The 16657-nt window shown below is 55.3% G+C and carries 15 protein-coding genes; 10 read left to right on the forward strand and 5 right to left on the reverse strand.

From position 1 onward, the window contains the following. Positions 1-57 precede the first annotated feature (57 nt). Positions 58-1047 carry a DUF7983 family protein gene (locus ACV7JO_RS09490; protein WP_470353168.1) on the forward strand — a complete coding sequence of 330 codons (990 nt, stop codon included), beginning with the start codon at positions 58-60 and terminating at the stop codon, positions 1045-1047. Between the two features lie 120 nt (positions 1048-1167). On the opposite strand, the gene ACV7JO_RS09495 is transcribed toward ACV7JO_RS09490, so the two are convergent. Next, the gene (locus tag ACV7JO_RS09495; protein WP_470353169.1) at positions 1168-1662 is read right to left on the reverse strand and encodes a type IV pilin domain-containing protein; all 495 of its coding nucleotides are present in this window, start codon (positions 1660-1662) and stop codon (positions 1168-1170) included. Between the two features lie 739 nt (positions 1663-2401). Here ACV7JO_RS09495 and ACV7JO_RS09500 point away from each other — a divergent pair. The 6 genes from ACV7JO_RS09500 to ACV7JO_RS09525 all read left to right on the forward strand — a co-directional run bounded on the left by ACV7JO_RS09500 (position 2402) and on the right by ACV7JO_RS09525 (position 5761). Then, complete coding sequence (locus tag ACV7JO_RS09500; protein WP_470353170.1) at positions 2402-2803, forward strand: hypothetical protein; 402 nt, start codon at positions 2402-2404, stop codon at positions 2801-2803. Between the two features lie 381 nt (positions 2804-3184). Beyond that, complete coding sequence (locus ACV7JO_RS09505; RefSeq protein ID WP_470353171.1) at positions 3185-3394, forward strand: hypothetical protein; 210 nt, start codon at positions 3185-3187, stop codon at positions 3392-3394. Between the two features lie 2 nt (positions 3395-3396). Beyond that, positions 3397-3867: an SWIM zinc finger family protein gene (locus ACV7JO_RS09510; protein WP_470353172.1), complete on the forward strand. Its 471-nt coding sequence runs from the start codon at positions 3397-3399 to the stop codon at positions 3865-3867. Next, positions 3864-4142, forward strand: a complete 279-nt coding sequence (locus ACV7JO_RS09515; RefSeq protein WP_470353173.1) for a DUF8112 family protein — start codon at positions 3864-3866, stop codon at positions 4140-4142. Before ACV7JO_RS09510 ends, ACV7JO_RS09515 begins: the two co-directional genes overlap by 4 nt. Positions 4143-4181: 39 nt before the next feature. Then, complete coding sequence (locus tag ACV7JO_RS09520) at positions 4182-5129, forward strand: DUF4268 domain-containing protein (protein ID WP_470353174.1); 948 nt, start codon at positions 4182-4184, stop codon at positions 5127-5129. 83 nt (positions 5130-5212) lie between these two features. Next, entirely contained in the window at positions 5213-5761 is a 549-nt protein-coding gene (locus tag ACV7JO_RS09525) for a TATA-box-binding protein (protein WP_470353175.1), read from the forward strand. On the opposite strand, the gene ACV7JO_RS09530 is transcribed toward ACV7JO_RS09525, so the two are convergent. From ACV7JO_RS09530 to ACV7JO_RS09545, 4 genes are read right to left on the reverse strand one after another with little or no spacing between them, the layout of a single operon-like run. Continuing rightward, complete coding sequence (locus tag ACV7JO_RS09530) at positions 5762-6484, reverse strand: M48 family metallopeptidase (protein ID WP_470353176.1); 723 nt, start codon at positions 6482-6484, stop codon at positions 5762-5764. Beyond that, positions 6477-9452 (reverse strand): type I restriction endonuclease subunit R, encoded by a 2976-nt coding sequence (locus ACV7JO_RS09535; protein WP_470353177.1) that lies wholly within the window; start codon positions 9450-9452, stop codon positions 6477-6479. The genes ACV7JO_RS09530 and ACV7JO_RS09535 overlap by 8 nt, the downstream gene beginning before the upstream one ends. Continuing rightward, entirely contained in the window at positions 9445-10815 is a 1371-nt protein-coding gene (locus tag ACV7JO_RS09540) for a restriction endonuclease subunit S (protein WP_470353178.1), read from the reverse strand. The genes ACV7JO_RS09535 and ACV7JO_RS09540 overlap by 8 nt, the downstream gene beginning before the upstream one ends. Further along, positions 10808-12313: a type I restriction-modification system subunit M gene (locus tag ACV7JO_RS09545; protein WP_470353179.1), complete on the reverse strand. Its 1506-nt coding sequence runs from the start codon at positions 12311-12313 to the stop codon at positions 10808-10810. The genes ACV7JO_RS09540 and ACV7JO_RS09545 overlap by 8 nt, the downstream gene beginning before the upstream one ends. A 125-nt stretch (positions 12314-12438) precedes the next feature. Here ACV7JO_RS09545 and ACV7JO_RS09550 point away from each other — a divergent pair, with 125 nt between their 5' ends. The 3 genes from ACV7JO_RS09550 to ACV7JO_RS09560 all read left to right on the forward strand — a co-directional run bounded on the left by ACV7JO_RS09550 (position 12439) and on the right by ACV7JO_RS09560 (position 16170). Then, complete coding sequence (locus ACV7JO_RS09550; protein WP_470353180.1) at positions 12439-12966, forward strand: TATA-box-binding protein; 528 nt, start codon at positions 12439-12441, stop codon at positions 12964-12966. Positions 12967-13209: 243 nt separating this feature from the next. Further along, positions 13210-14997: a DNA primase family protein gene (locus tag ACV7JO_RS09555; RefSeq protein ID WP_470353181.1), complete on the forward strand. Its 1788-nt coding sequence runs from the start codon at positions 13210-13212 to the stop codon at positions 14995-14997. A gap of 3 nt (positions 14998-15000) precedes the next feature. After that, the gene (locus ACV7JO_RS09560) at positions 15001-16170 is read left to right on the forward strand and encodes an ISH3 family transposase (RefSeq protein WP_470353182.1); all 1170 of its coding nucleotides are present in this window, start codon (positions 15001-15003) and stop codon (positions 16168-16170) included. Positions 16171-16657 lie beyond the last annotated feature (487 nt).

Consider the following 16657-nt stretch of genomic DNA (forward strand, 5'->3'; position numbering starts at 1 on the left):
GTGTTGTCTCCATCGAATCACCTGAAATCTTTATTCTACCTGCCCGTACCCGCCCTCATGCCCTTCGGAACATCGTGGCACACGCTTCTCGACCACCTTGAGGAACTCCCATCCGACGCAACCCTTGTCACCCCACTCTCGCGCAAGGCGTTTGGCGTGACCGACGTACAGGAACATCGGGTGCTTATTGAGTACCGCGACGACGACGAAACCATACCCCTACAGCGCGACCAGTTCGAGACGCTGTACCAACGTGTCAATGAGTCACTTGGCGAGTTTGACCTTGACCGTCTTCCGCCCGACGCCGAACCCTACGCCACCGTGCTGTCCCTACACCCACGCTTCGAGGTGGACGACCGGGAAGGCACGCTAACCGAGAGTGGCCAGTCAACGGGGTCGCCGTTGGTGGAAGCCCAGAGTGGTGGCGAGACCGACGAGACCGAGCGTCAAGAGCCAGACGTGGCTGTCTACAGTGACGCTCTACTGCTGATTGATGCGCTCGAACGGCATGACGTGACTACCATCGAAGACGTGGAAACGCCCGCTCTGGTGAACCTCTATACTCTGCTGTCGGACGTACAGCGCAACGCCAACGACCTTCGCCAAGACGTGCGGGCTGTCCTTCTCGACCGCCTACACCACGACCAGCCGGTGTCCGGTCAGTTCGGGTCGGTGCAACGGACCAGTCGTCGTAACCGGTCGCTCAAGGACGATGAACTAGTGCTGAACGCCTTTGAGTCGGCTGGAATCGACCGTGAACGGCTAACCACCGTGGACTCCAGCAAGGTGGACGAAGCGCTCGACGTGACCGAGATTTCCGAGACAGACGTGTACGAAGTCGAGGAAAGCGAGTACGTTCGGAAGGCCGACGTTGACGAGGAGACGAAAGAAACCCGCTTGCAAGGGCTGAAAGACCAGCTTGCGTCGACCGAAGGCGAGGAAGCCGAAGAACTTCGTGAGGAAATCGAAGAACTCGAAGACCGGATTGCCGAACTCACCGAGTTCCGGTCAGGTCGCTCTTTCCACGAATCGTCGGGCAGTGGATAGTAGTACTCACTACGCCATTGTCACTTGAAGATAATTAACCAACGTCCATCATTTTCTCGAAGTACCGTCGGTTAATAACAGGAAACAAAGACCCAACAAAGCCGGAAATGAGCAAATCAGTCAGGTGGCAGTCAGTGTTTCCTTGATTGGGATAGAGTTTGTTGGTGTGTGGACAACGCGAACGGTTATACTATCACCGCTGTTCAGCTGACAAGGAGTCCCAGCTATGCGGAAAGTTGCTGTTTCACCTGCTTCCCATTGTCCACCGGCCTCACCAATTGGCCCGCCAACAGAATTAGCGGAGTTATCAAAAATGTCGTCGCCGCGAACGTACTGACTTGTCGGTTGTGGGTCCCCGCCACTTGCCGGGAGATTTACCAGTCGACCAGTCTTACCACAGGCATCTTGTGCGTCAACAACAATCTCAAGCTCTGACGCAGTCAGTGTGTCTCCTGCAACATGCGTAAGTCGAACAATCCCGCCGTCGAAGCCATCTTGTGAGACGAGTTCCCCACTCGACTGGCCAACAACAGGGCCGGGCTGATTGGCCTTGTCAGTAAATCCGAGCGCAAACACCGAGATTGTCGCGGCGAGTATCACCACGATAGCGACCATTAGGATATTCGCTATGACCGGTGAAACGGCTCGTGACGACGAACTCACTGTGTTCTACTTGTTGGGTACGTTGGTACTAATTGGTTCGTATTGACTAACTCGACATGTCGGAAGTCGAACCGGACAGGGAAGCGTAACGCCAGTCGCCTATTCATCCGGCCATGAGCGGGATTTTCGACCGCTCTGCCTGATTTTTGGGGTCAGCCATCCCTCGGTGTTCAATATGCCTACGAGCGATACCAGACAGGATTCCACCGTTTTAGAATGGCGGTTACAGCCGTTGCAAAGGCAATACTCACGAGAAATGCGATAGTAGCGTTAGTCCATCGTTGGATTCCAGTCATACCCGCCCGATACCAAGCGAACACTGCGACAGTGATGCCGATAATTACGATACTCGCAGTCTCGTCTGTGGAAAATCCGGTCATCGTTCCTGCCCCCTGTATGAAGATACACGGCTATACAGTGTCCACCCGATTGCCGAGACCGCGACGAGAAGGCCGATTACCGTGGGGACAGTGGTTTCAGAGCCGTTGAAAGACCACCCAAAAAACAGGTAGCCGACGATGGCAACCAGTGCAACAGTAGCACCGACGGCCCTAACCGCCGCTGAATCCGAGCGACCTGCGCCGGGCATATGTGTGTCTAACATCCCGACAGAGTGTTAAGTCCGGGGGCGAGTTGTGAACCCTGAAACTCTCCCACGCGCTTTTTTATACACGCTACTTACACGTCTTTCATGCCCGAGTCCCCGTCTCTCCGTAACCGACTGCGTGCTGACCTGACAGACAATCAGTGGGTGACGGTAACAGCGATTGGACTGGCGTTGGTGGCGTTCATGCTGGTGTCGCTCGATAGTAGTCCACTCCCTGTATCAGCCGACTTCGGTGCCGAGTTCCTGCTGTCATTGAGTCTCATGGACATGGCCTTTGCCTATGACGACTACTGGCCTGTCGAGTACAGGCCGATGTACGCGGTCATGTGGACACTCTTGTTCGGAGTAGTCACGGTTGTCGTCTTCTTGAGCGTCTACGAACTCGGGTTGTCACAGGCCGGAAATACGACCGCGAGTATCGCGGCGTTCTTAGTAGCGGTCGGTCTTCAGTTCGGGAGCGCTGTTCTGTACGCTCGGATTCGTTGACGACGCCGATTTTCTCTCGTATTCTCATTCCTTATTCCGCAATGAACGATAGTGTTGGGCCGTCTACTCTCTGTTTCGGGGTTCGCCCTACCGTCAGCAGAGCCATATACCCGCCTGCTGGCGGCGTGAGCGCGGTCGCCACCGGAGCGAGTGGTATCGACCGTCGTTTCTGACGTGCGCTCTGCGGCTCTGTGCGGCTGTGTGAGCGGTAGGGTATTCTTTTGGCGCATTTTATACTATAATCTTATAACTCAAAAGAATTATAGTGCCACGGAACCTATATTCAAGTGAAGGCGACCGCTTCTCGGGGCTTTGCTCGCAGTATAAAGGCCCGCGTGTTAGAGGCACGCGAGCGGTGGCCTTCTCGTCAGGAGAACGCCAATGCCAACTACGAACGCCGAGAGTCAAGAGCGTACCGACCAGCAGATACTTCGTCAGCTACCGGGGTTCCATCTCGACTCCGGGTCGCCATGTACCTGCGGCGTCGACGCCATCCGGACGAGCAAGTCGGTCGGGTACAGCGACTTCGTGACCTACACCCACCGATGTACCGAGTGCGGCACCGAGTTCGTCACCTACATCGAGGGGTAACGATGTCGGAACTCGCCTCTTCCGACGTAGTCGACCTGCTGGACGCCGACGTAGCGACGGAGAAACGCGCCCAGTGGGAAGCGTTCGAGTTCACCGTACTCGGTGGCGGCGACGTAGAGGTGGTCAACGACTCCCATGCAGACGCCGACGACCACACCTACATCGTTCACGTCGAAGGCGGTATCCCGTCGGACTGTACCTGCCCTGCGTGGGAGTTCCAGCCCGGCGCGTGCAAGCACATGGTGGCTGTCGCTATCAGAGAGCCGGTCCTCGACGCGGCGACCGACACGCCGACCACTCGCACTGACGGGGGAACCACTGTCGACGTGGCCACCGAGACCGACACCGACGATAGTGACGGGCGACCCGACGACTGCGACTGTGGCGACTGGAACGCCGGTCTCGGCCTACCCTGCTGGCCGTGCTACCGCGAGGGCTTCGAGACTCCCGCCGGAACGGGGGAAGACGAATGACCCGCCCCAGTCCGGCGTCGGCACTGAACGGGAGCCAGACCGGACGAATCTGTGACCGGTGTAACAAGCGCGTCAGGACTGGCGACCCCGTCAGGGTCTACGCCACCCACTACGACGGCGATGGGTGGGTCATGCGTCGACTGTGGTGCGACGACTGTGGGAGTTCGACTATCGGGACCGAGACCGCTGGGGCCGACGAAGCACTGGTCAAGGCGGTGTTCTGGGAACATCGGCTGGCCGGTGTCGAGACTGTCGACCGGAGTCGGTCAGGGTAGCAGGCACGTTTTTCACTGTTGGCTCGGTGGCTTCTGGGTATGCCCGAGTTCGCATCGCTTGAATCCCAAGAGGTACGCGAGTACTGGGAACATGAAGCCCAGCAATTCACACCGTGGCTGGCGGGTGAGATACAGGGCGAAGATGTATCAGAGTTAGAAGACGCGCTCGGACTGGACCTTGAGATTATAGAACAGGAAAAGAGCGTTGGACGCTATAACGTCGATATTCTGGCCGAAGAGACGGACGGGAACCGTAACGTTGTCATCGAAAATCAACTGAATCCGTCCGACCACGACCATCTCGGCAAGTCTCTCGCCTACGCTTCCGGTGTCGATGCTGATATTATCGTCTGGATTGCGCCCCGGTTCTATGACGAACACCGAGACGCGATGCAGTGGCTCAACGAGAACAGCCGCGAGGGTGTCGACCTGTTCGCTATCCGGCTGGAAGTCTGGAAAATCGGTGACTCTGACCCCGCTGTCCGGTTGAATCCCGTCGCAGAACCGAGCGAGTGGAAAGAGAAGGCACAGCGCTCGGAAAGCGAGTTGACCGACATTGAGAAGCTTCAAGAAGAGTTCTGGACCCAGTTCCGAGACCGAATACAAGAGCGTGATACGCCGTTGAGCGCACGGAAGCCGAACCCCCAGCACTGGTATAACAACCCGATTGGGAAAACTGGGTTTGAGCTTGCGTTCATATTCAACTCCCGCGACGACGAACTCCGGGCGGAACTCATTATCCGAGATAACGCCGAAGCGTTCGACCAACTGGTTGCGGAAGCCGAACAAGTCGAATCAGAATTTGAGCGGGAACTGACGTGGCACGAACCCGAAGAGACGCGGGCGGGGAAAGAGCGAAGCCGAATCGCGGCCACGAAGTCTGCTGACGTGACCGACCAAAACCAGTGGGACGAATATCTCGACTGGATGCTTGAACACGGCGAACAGTTCCACGAAGTATTCTACGACCGGATTCAACAGCTATAGCCGACACAGCCGTCCATCATACGTCGGTCTCGTGATAGACGAACCGGCTGGAGTTATACACCCCCACCGCCTGTTATGAATCAGTGACAGAGGTAACGGTCGCTAACGTCGTCGGGACAATCACCTACCAGCAAGAGATTGCATTAGACGCACTGGCGGATACATTCTCGACCCGCGACGAAATTACCGATGTGACCTACGAACCAGCAGAGAACCACTGGCTCCAAACCCGATTCGCCCCTGACGACACCTATGTCGCCTTCTATCGGAGTGGCCGGTGTTCAATCGCGGGCGGCAACTCAACCGAACACTTCCACGAGGTCGCCCGGCGCGTCAATCAGGTCATGAAAGATATTCTTCAGTATGAGTACGAACCGACTGTCGAAATCAGCAACATCGTTGCCACGGCGGATTTCGGGTCACAGCTTCCACTCGAAGCGCTTGCGCTCGAACTCGGGATGGAACAAGTCGAGTACGAACCCGAGCAATTCCCCGGTCTCATGTACCGCGAATCGGACCACGTTATTCTGATTTTTGCCAGCGGAAAGGTTCTCTGTACCGGTCTGACGAATCTCACAGATGTAGCCGACGCCGTCGGTGAGATGTTTGACAAATTACGGCCACTCGCCTAATCACACGTCGTCTTCGCTAAAAATCAGCCGCGTACTGTTCTCTTCCAGCCATTCGGCTTTCTCCTTGTAGTCCGGAACGTACCGGCCAACCCGTTGCCAGAACTCCCGTCCGTGGTGCTGTTCGGTGAGGTGGGCGAGTTCGTGGACGACCAGATAATCAATCACGTCAGGTGGAGCCATAACCAGCCGCCAATTCAGGCTAATCGTCCCGCCAGTCGAACAGCTCCCCCACCGGGTTCGCTGGTTTCGGAGTTCCAGCTTCTCGTAGTCGACGCTCATCTGTTCCGCGTAGTGGTCCAGACGGTCTGTAAGGTAGTCCCGTGCCCGACTTCGGTAGAAGTTCCGCAGAACAGTCTTGACCGACGATTGGTCGATAGCGCTTTGCCGGAGTCGAATCGTATCGTCGGTCACGCTGTGTTTGGAACGTGGCTCGATTACGAGTTCCCGGTCAACCCCCAAGAACGGGAACCGCTCGCCAGCCTCGAAGCGTCGGTCGGGTACTTGGTCTCGGTAGGACTCATACGACCGATGCTTGTCCAACACCCAGGCCGCGTTCTCTTTCAGTAACTCCGACGGACGTGGTTCGTCCGATTCCGGCACGACGACTGTAACACCGTGGATGTCTACGTCGATTCGTGGTTCCGTCGCGTCCCCGCTCTGGCGAACATCGTACTCGATGGTGGTTCCCAACAGGTTGATGTTCCGCGACCGAGTCTTACTCATGGTTCTGAATCAGGTAGTCCCGCATGGCGTCTACAAACTCGTCGTCACCCTGAATCAGATGGCCCAGGTCGTACTCTACGACCAGTACGTCTAGCAGGATACGTTCGATTTCGTTAATCGTCTGCTGGTTGGTCTGCCAACCCGCATAGCCACGGTCCACCCGGTCACGGAACTCGGAAACGATGGCCTCTGCGATGTCTTCGGATTGGTCTTCAGAGTCGACAGCGTCGGGAGTCTCTTCGGTTAGGTGGGTGTAGATAGCGAAGGCGGCGTCGTCCATCCCCTGTTCGTCGGCTTCGTCTTCGACGGCCTGAATCTCCTCTTCGACCGATTTCAACGCTTCAACGGCTTCTGGGTCGCTGATGTCCTCGCCCTGCCAGCGCTCTACGATGTCGGTCACACGCTCGCTCAATCGCTTGTAGCGGGGGTTCTGGTTCTCGCGTGGGTGCAGGTGTTCGCGGGTCGCGTGAGCAATCTGGGACGCTTTCACGCCGGGATTATCCAATCCTTCTACGTCTTCGAGGTATTCCTCTCCGAGCTTGTACGTCGGGAAATCGTCTTTGATTTCGGGGATGTCGACGTTCTCGTTTAGAATCTCGCGGGTCTTCTCTCGCATGTCTTCGTCGGGGTCTTCTTCCCCTGACGTGGTTCGCTTGAACGCGACGTGAACCCGACTCAACCACTTGTAGTCTCGCTCGATTCCCTCGCTAACGAGTCGTCCGTCGGGTGCAACGGCTTCGTAGAGGTTCTGGAGTCGCCGGAAGCCCTGTTTGAACTGGCGGCGTTCAGGGTGGGTGCTAACTCGCTCGACAGCTTCGTAAGCGGCTTCCTGCGTGTCGTCCTTCGGAATCCCATCGAAGATGTCCATGACTGTCTCCAACTGGTCTACGAGGTCGTCGTAGAGTTCGTCTTTGTCGCGGGCGGCGTAGGCTTTCGTCTCGGCGTCGTAGTCGAGCGCGTCGTCAATGTTCTCGAAGACTCCCTGGAAATCCACGATTTCGCCGTTCTCTTTGCCTTCGGCGGGCCGATTCGTCCGGGCGATGGCTTGCATTAGGTTGTGGTTCTTGAGATTCCGGTCAAGGTACATCGTCTTCAGAATCGGAGCGTCGAAGCCGGTCAAGAGCATGTTGTGGACGACCAGCAGTTTCGGCGTCTCTTCTTCGGCTTCCTCGTCGGTCTTCTTGAATTGCTTGACAATCCCATCGCGCTCGTCAGGGTCCGTGTGGAACTGCTGAATCAGGTCCGAGTCGTCGTTGGTAGCGGTGTAGAGAACTTCGACTTCCTCTTCGCTTCGGCGCTCGATGAGCCGTTCACCATACATCGCCGCTGACCGTCGGCTTGGGGTGACGACCATCCCCTTCCAGCCGTTCGGGGATACGTGTTTGTCGTAGTGCTGGTCGATTGTTTCGACTGTCTTATCGACGCGAGGTTCGATTTCGGCCAGCGTCGTCGCATTGACGTTGTTCTGTATGAACTCGCGTTTCTCGTCGGTGGTCAGCCCTCGGAACTCTCGCTCGAAGCGCTCGTCCAACCCAGCTTCGTCTATCTCCCACTCCATCTCGTGACGGAGCGTGAAGTAGACGGGGAGAATCAGGCCGTCGTCAATACCTTGCTTGACGGAATAGCGATGTAAGTAGTCTTCACCCTCGGGCGAAAACTCGCGGAACGTGTTTCGGTCTTCGTGGCGCTCGCCCTCACGGACGGGAGTTCCAGTAAAGCCGAAATGGTAGCAGTCGGGAAGCGCGGCGTCGAGTCGACTCCCGAGGTCGGCTTCCATGAAGCGGTGGGCTTCGTCGGACATGACCACCACTTCGTCGTTGCCCTGTACGTCCGGCTCTACGTCCTCGAACTTCTGGATGGTGGTCAGGACCAGTTCGCTTTGACCTTCTTGGATAAGCGTCTCCAAGTGGTCGATACTCTCGGCTTCGGTCCAGCGGTCCAGCGAGAGATTCGCTAGTTGGTCCCGCATCTGGCTGTTGAGCTTGTCCGTGTCGACGATGATGAACACCTGTGGGTTGCGGGCTACGTCGCGTGACAGCAAGTTCTCGGCGGCATAGAGCATGGTGAACGACTTCCCCGACCCTTGGGTGTGCCAAACCAGTCCGTTGTCATGTTCGTCGCGGTCGACACGACCGAGAATCGCGTTGACCGCGTAGTACTGCATGTATCGAGGGATGATTTTCGCGGTGCCGCCAGTCTGTTCTTCGTAAAAAACGAAATTCTTCAGCAGGTCCAGTACCGTCGACGGATTGCAGAGCGCCTGGACTGCCTGTTTCATATCGTTATCGTCCTGGTACTTTTCGGGGGCGTCGTTCCAGGGTTCGTAGAACTCTTTCGACGCGCCGACAGCGCCATAGCGCAGTTCCATCGTGTCGGCGGCGACGTTGAATAGGCCGGGGACGAACAGCCGAGAAACGTCGTCTTCGTATTCTAAGAGGTCGCTGACAGCGTCGTGCCAGTCGTTATCTTGGGCGACACTCTTCAGTTCCATCGTGACCAGCGGAATCCCGTTCACGAAGAGATTCACGTCGGGACGGATGGTCGTCTCCCGCGAGACCGAGAACTGGTTCACCGCGTGGAAGCGGTTGTTCTCTGGGGTTTCGTGGTCTATCAGGTCGACGTAGACGGTGTCGCTGGACCCGTCGGGTCGCTGGACCGAGAAGGTCTTGCCCTTCGTGAGTAGTTGGTGTACGGTCTGGTTGCCGTCGGCAAGATTCTCGGCGTCGAGGTCGCGTTTCAGCGACGAAATGAACTTGTCGACGTTGTCTTCGGTCACTTCGTCGTTGAGTTCGATAACCTGTTCAGCCAGTAGATTCCAGTAGACGACTTCGTGACTCTGGCGCTCGTATGCGTCGTCAAGGGTGTTCGCGCCACGGTCGCCGTCTTGGCCGTGGGTCTCCCATCCGACGCCGTCAAGCCAGGATAGAATAGAGCGTTCGACGCCCTGTTCGGACGGGATACTAACCATGCTGTGTAATGCTGTCTGGCACCTCTATGTTAGTGTCGGTTGTCCGGATTGTTCCAGACAGCAGGTCTTGCATGAGGCCCTGCTTGACTCTCCGAAGATGGTCAGCATATCTTGATTCCTTTTCAGCCAACTGGTCACAGACTGACAGCGATGAGACCACCTCTTTTTGACTTTCTATTGGTGGACAGAATATGTCGAATTTAATGAATTGACCCTTACTCACTATGGGTGTTCGTGTCTGACCAGCCTGTGATTGTATTAGATTCGATATGGACTTTAGATGATAGTATAAGAACTCTGGAATCATTTCGTCGCTATTGACCACAACAGAATTGATTTGCTGATTGGTAGCAAGTTCCCGACCAGCGATTCTAACCTTACCCATATCCATACCGATACAATCCATCATAACTGACCCGTCCGGAATGGGTCGTGACTTTTCAGAGCCTTCGTTAGTTAGAGTTCTACTACCTTCGTACACGTACTTTTCCTCACCAAAGTCTTCCGGAGTGACAAACGGTAGTTCTCCGCCATAGTATTCGTCATTCTTCGTTGAAGGAGTATCGCCTGTCACTACCTCACCGATATTGCCGATTTTTGTGATTTTCCAGTCTGCCGGAACGGTGTATTTTTTTGGCCCCAATTGCTTTTTCACTCGTTCTTCCGAATATTCCTCATCAATAGACTGTTTGCCGAAGTGTTTTCGTAACAGACCGGTTTGTAACCGTTCGTATCGGTCAATTAGCTCCTCGGTCTTCTGAATCGCTTGGTCGATGTTGTGGAGTACAGTGGCGATTTTGCGCTGTTCTTCGAGTGATGGAAGCGCAATATCGAGTTCCCGACGGAACACAGTAAATGGGACACGCTGACGGCCAGTAGACCCACGCATTCGGGAGACAGCGTAATTATGAACGGGGTGTGACTTCCCCACGTAGTAGAGAAACCACGGGTTCACTCTGCTTGTCTCTGGAGAGAGAACGGCGTACTCGGTTGACCCGATGCCAACCTTGGTCTCCATCTCGGGAACGAGTGCGGCCTTGCCGTTCTCGGTACACGGCGTGATTCGCGCAAAGAGCGTGTCTCCAGCGGTGAACGTCTTGCCACTGTACTCCGAAGCATTCCGTTCACCGAAGTACATGGGCCACGGAAGCTCCGTGTCGAGCGCGTCCATCTCTATGTAGGCGTTCGGTTCTTTGTCGGGCTTCGGATTGGGATTTACGTCATACACGTCGGAGCCGTCCACGAGTTCCCAGTCCGTCGGTACCTGTCCCCAAAACCGACTTTCAGGTTGTTCTGGTTCTGACTCTTCGTCATCTTTGTCTGCTGAACCCACGAACTCATCCAGGGTGGCTTCTTCACTCATAGTTCAGTGCTTCCATGTGCTGGTCCACTGTCGCCTCTATCTCGTCGCGCTCGGCCTGTAGCTCCCGAAGCGTCTCCAGTTCCGCTTCTACGTTGATGTCTTCCTCTGGCTCTGTCGTATCGACGTACAGCGCGATATTCAGGTTGTAGTCGTTCTCCCGAATCTCGTCCAGCCCCACTGTTCGACTGACCCGCTCTTCGGTGGTCCAATTCCGGAAGCTCTCGATGACGTGGTCGACCCCTTCGTCAGTCAGTTCGTTCTGGTTCGAGAGTTCGCGGTAGAAGTCCTCGTCGGCGGCGTGGATGAACTGAACCTCTCCCTCGCGCTCGGGTGGCTTGTCCGTATTCAAGACAAGGATAGCCGACGGAATTGTATTGTTCTGAAACAGGTTCTCGGGTAGACCGACGATAGCTTCCACGAGGTCGTCTTCGAGCATCGGCTTCCGGTAGCGCTGTTCGTGCTTGCGGAACAGCACGCCGTGGGGAATGACGATAGCGGCCTTCCCGCCGGAGTTGTCGCCCCGGTCAGGGTCTTTCAGTTGCTCGGCCATGTGCATAATGAAGGCGTAGTCACCCCGGTCGGCGCGGGGAAGCTTCTCGTGCCAGTGGAAGCGGCCCCACGGGTCGTCCTGAAGCTCGTCTTTCGCCCAGTCTGCCGAGAACGGGAAGTTCGCTAAGACGTAGTCAAACCGCTCTAACTCGTTGCTGTCGTCGTTCGTGAACGCGGGACTGGCCAGCGAGTCTTCGCGGGCTATCTCGCCTTCTAAGCCGTGTATGGAGAGGTTCATCCGGGCTATGGCGGCGATGTCGGGGTTGATTTCCTGGCCGGTGAATTTGAGCTTCCCAGGGTCGCCACCTTGCTCTTCGCGGTAGTACTGCGCGGCTTCGGTGAGCATCCCGCCGGAGCCGACTGTCGGGTCGTGGAAGGTCTCGCCGTCCTCGAAGTCGTCCACCAGCCTAACGCACAGACGGACGATGTGGGGCGGTGTAAAGAACTGCCCGCCGTCTTTCCCTTCCTGGGACGCGAAGTGGCGTACCAAGTCCATGTACGCCTCTCCGAGCATATCTGGGGGTACGCTATCCCGGTCGAGGTCGTGCTTCGATAGATGTTCGACCAACCGACCGAGCCGGTCGTCACCGAGGGCGTCGGCGTCGATGTAGTCGGCCAGAAAAACGCCGGTCAGGTCCGGGTTCGCTTCCACCAGTGCGTCGAAGGCTTCGTCAAGCGCTTGGTCGATGTTGTCGTTAACGGCTCGAATATCTTTCCAGAGGTGTCCTTCGGGAACGACGGGGATGTCGTAGAGGTTGTCCCGCCGAGCGAAGTCTTCTCCGTACTCTTCAACGTTCTCGGCGTACTGTTTCTCGAACTCGTCGGAGATGGATTTGTAGTAGACGAGAGGTAGGATGAACTCTTTGTAGTCTGTCGGGTCGACGGCGTCTCGGATGATGTCAGCACACTTGAAGAGATGATTTTCGAGTTCGTCCGGAGATAAGGTCATATCACCATCGTTACCCGGAGCCATCATATGCTCTGCGGTGGAGCCGTCGTCGGCACCGAAAGGCAAACCACTACATCGCATGGGTTGTACGCAACACTATCTCCGCAATGGACATCGTGAGTACGATGGGCAGTGGGTCGCTGGGGCGGGAGTTGGACTTACAGACGCTCGTAGAAGCGCTTGAGAGCCGTCTGGGCGACGTTGACGCCAACTTTACCAGCAACGGTATGGCCACGGTGCGACTCGAAGACGACGGCCCTGCTTACACTCTCTACCGAACTGGGACGTTCCAGATTCGGGGGGCAGAAACCGAAGACGACCTTTCCGATTCGGCTGACCGATTCCAAGATGTTCTTTCTCAAGTCGGCGTTGAGGTACCCGCATACGAGTTCACCCACGTCACGTCGGTCTTCATCGAAGACTTCGACCAAGACGTGAATCTGGAAGCTCTGACTATCGCTCTCGGTATGGAGAACACGGAGTACGAACCAGAACAGTTCCCTGGTCTTATCTATCGACCGGCAGAATACGAATTAACCCTACTCGTCTTCGCCAGTGGAAAAGTGATTGTGGGGGGTACGACTAACAGAACTGAAGCCCGGTCGGCACTGGCTCACCTGGAAACTGAACTGGGGAAAGTGAGCCGAACATAGAAATCCTGACACTCTGTGAGCGAACGAGCGCAAGCATAGCGCCAGATTATTCCTGCATATTCCTATATATAACTTGTCACTTCATCCCAGCACTTGGAATGAATAGTAGATTATCTTACCACTTCAAAACCAACATTCATTGTATTCAAGGCCCACAAAATGGGTGTATCATGGCGAGTGGAAGCCGAACCTCAATTACGTGCGACCCGGACACGCTCGAAACTATACGAAATTTGAAACGGTGTGGGGAGACCTACGATACCCTACTCCAAAAAATGGCCGAGCAGTACGAGCCAGAACTGCACACCTGCTGATGAGGTCAAGAACAGTGGGCTGGCCCTGACCAGACCACCTGACTACAATTCACACACTACTCCAACAATGGAAAACAAGAACTCAAAGACTGAAAAATCAACGAATAGCACCGAAGATACTGAAACGGACCTTTCCCCTGCCGAGGTAGCGGCAGACATCACGGGGGATGAAAATACTTGGTTCTACCCAGAAGACTGTCTAATCACAACCCACGCTGTCCGAGACGTTTCGGCGGAAGAAATGAAGCGTGCCTTTGAACAGCAGAAGTTACCTGATGGAAATTCTCTCTCTACTCTCTCGGTGCTACTGAAAAACCCGAAGCCAGTCAACGATTATCTCGACAATCCGGAGCCTTGGTCGGTAACATCAATTGACGAGACAGTTCCTTGGGAAGTGATTCGCCATGTCTACGAAAAGTCTGGTGCCGGTGAAGCAAGGCAAAAAGCAGTAGAGCGCTTGGTAGAAACAAGCGAGTTCGCTGTGGACCCAGATAGCGGCGAGTTGCTCCTCTACAGTGATGAGACGGGAATATATGAACAGAACGCCGAAGAGTGCGTCCGGCGCTTATTGGAAAAGAAGCTCGGACAGTTCAATAGCGAGCGAGAAGCAGACAGAATAATATACAAACTGAAACACCATAATAATATATTAAGAGAATCCGTATCAAAAAACTCGAAAGTTTGTGTTAAAAACGGTGTCCTTGACCTCTCAAAACCAAAGAAGCCGAAGCTTCTCCCACACAGTTCCGAGTACCATTTCCGGTCGCGGGTAAGTGCGGAGTTTGACGCAAGCGCTGACTCACCACGGTTCGACCAATTCATTGCAGAACAGGTGGCTGACAAGGATATTGCCAAACTTCAGGAGTTCATCGGTTACATTGTAGGCTCGCCAAACGACGTTCTATTTGATAAATCTCTGATATTAGTAGGTGAGACTGCCGCAGGCAAAAGCACATTCCTTGATACAATTACAAGTCTTTTGGGCGAAGAAAACACCTCGCACCTCACGCTTCAACAGATGGTAGATAGCCAATTTGCACTGTCGAAAGCTCACAACGTTCATGCAAACATCTGCAATGACCTGGATGATAGTGCAATTCAAAACACAGGAAGATTCAAACAGCTTGTATCTGGAGACGCGGTTGAAGCGAACCGGAAGTACGAAGACCACTTTAGCTTCGAGATGACAGCTAAGCAGATTTATGCGACCAATAAGGTTCCAAGTATCAACGACCCAGATGATGCCTTCTATCGACGGTGGCTCCACGTTCGGTTCCCCGAATCAGTATCTGAAGATGCTCGTGATGGGAACCTGAAATCTAAACTGCAAGACGAATTATCGGGAATCCTGAATTGGGCACTTGACGGCTATGCGAGGGTAATAGAGCAAGGTGGGTTCACCAGAGAGCGCTCAAGCGAAGAGAAACGCGACCTCTGGCAAACCCACGGTGACTCGATTGACCAGTTTGTGAGTTCCGAGCTTGGAATGGCCAGTGATTCTAAAGTTCCGAAAAAGAAATTATACGAGAAATACACGGACTTTTGTTATGAGAATGGGCTGGCGGTCGAAAGCAAAAAGCAATTCACCAGCCATCTGAAACAAGAATACGGTATTACGATTTCACGACCGGTAATTGATGGCGACCGCACTCGTTGTTACCGAGGTGTAATATCAGTACCTCACAAAGCTCGCAAGTTGAAGGAGTCCGCTTGCTGAGTTGTGTCCAAGCAAGCAAAGCAAGCGGACAGTGAAATCCACGAAGACCAACTTCTTAACTTCCTCGTCAACCGGCTTGACGAGGAAGTTTCTCTCACCCTGGCGAATAACGCTGAAATCGATCCCGAGGACATCTACGAGGTCCTCGTCGGCGCGACCGCCGACGGGACCTCGATCTCCACGCTGTGCAACTCCAGTGAAGACTCGCCATCGGCGAACACGATCCTCTACCACCTGCGGACGAAGTTCGAGCCGGAACGGCTCGAACGAGTCGCTAACACACTCCTTCGGCAGGATGTCGTCGAACTGCTCCCCGAGCAGGTGGAGGTCTGCGCAGACCTCCACCTGCGGCCCTACTACGGTGACGAAGCCGACACAGACGGCCTCTACCACTCGGAAGCGAAGCGGGGAACCACCGCGTTCCACGCGTACGCGACACTCTACGCGCGTGTGAAGAACAAACGCTACACGCTGGCGGTGCGCCGTCTCGAAGACGGCGACACCGCCAGCAGCGTCCTCGCTGAGTTCCTCGGTGTGCTTGACGGCCTTGACACCGAGGTCAAGGCCGTCTACCTCGATCGCGGATTCTACGACAGCAAGTGTCTCACGCTGCTTCAGGCGCATAACTACGCCTACGTGGTCCCGATCATCCGGTGGGGTGAGGCGATTCAGCAGGAACTCTCGGAAGGCTGGAGCCGCGTCATTCAACACGACCTGACAGGGAAACTCGACGGTCATAGCTGGACCGTCGAGTTTCCCGTCTACATCGACTGTACGTACCTGAATGGACGGTATGACGAGAACGGCGTGGCGCGTCACGGCTACGCCGCTGACGCGCCGTTCATCGAGACTCCACGCGACGCTCGATACCACTACTCGAAACGCTTCGGTATCGAGTCGAGCTATCGCTTGTCCGAGCAAGCGATAGCGACGACAACGACACGAGACGCAACGGTGAGACTGATGTACGTCGTGGTGAGTCTGCTGTTGCAGAACGTCTGGCGGTATCTCCACTACGAATACGTGGCGACGCCCCGCCGAGGTGGGCGTCGCCTCTGGTGGTGGCCGTACAAGGAGTTCGTGAATATGGTTCGCCGGGCCGCGTGGACGGCCCTCGCGGTGCGTCGGGCCGTCCCCGCAAACCGGCCACCTGACGACCGGTTTCATCGGTAGTCACTTACCAGGATCGCCGCCTTGTGAGTGGCTACGCTGTCGCGTCGGCGGCTGACCGCCGCCGACAGCGACAGCTCCGTCTCCGATTAGTGTTGTTCAACCGCTATCGACGACTCATCACGACAGAACAGGTGACTTAGGTCAGGCTAACTGGTGATGCTTTGTGAGGTACTGAATATTGCATGACGGCCCCAGTCCGTTCTCCAACACTGATTCTGGACCAGAGGTAGACGCAGACACCGAAGACACCGAAGACACTGCCAGCATACACACCCAACCAAACAGTTCCCCATGGAGTAAAGCTGAACAGAAAACAGGTCGAGACGAAAGTCAAGATTCGGATATACCCGATACCTTTGAGAAGGAGACTGACAAGAATAAAGAGCAAGACAGTGATTTACCAGATGCTTTTCTAAACTAATTTTGCGTCCATGATGTCCAGGGAAATGCATACCCGTAACACGTAGCAATGAAGAGCTATCCGAAG

It is taken from the genome of Haloarcula sp. MBLA0138, from assembly GCF_055632455.1.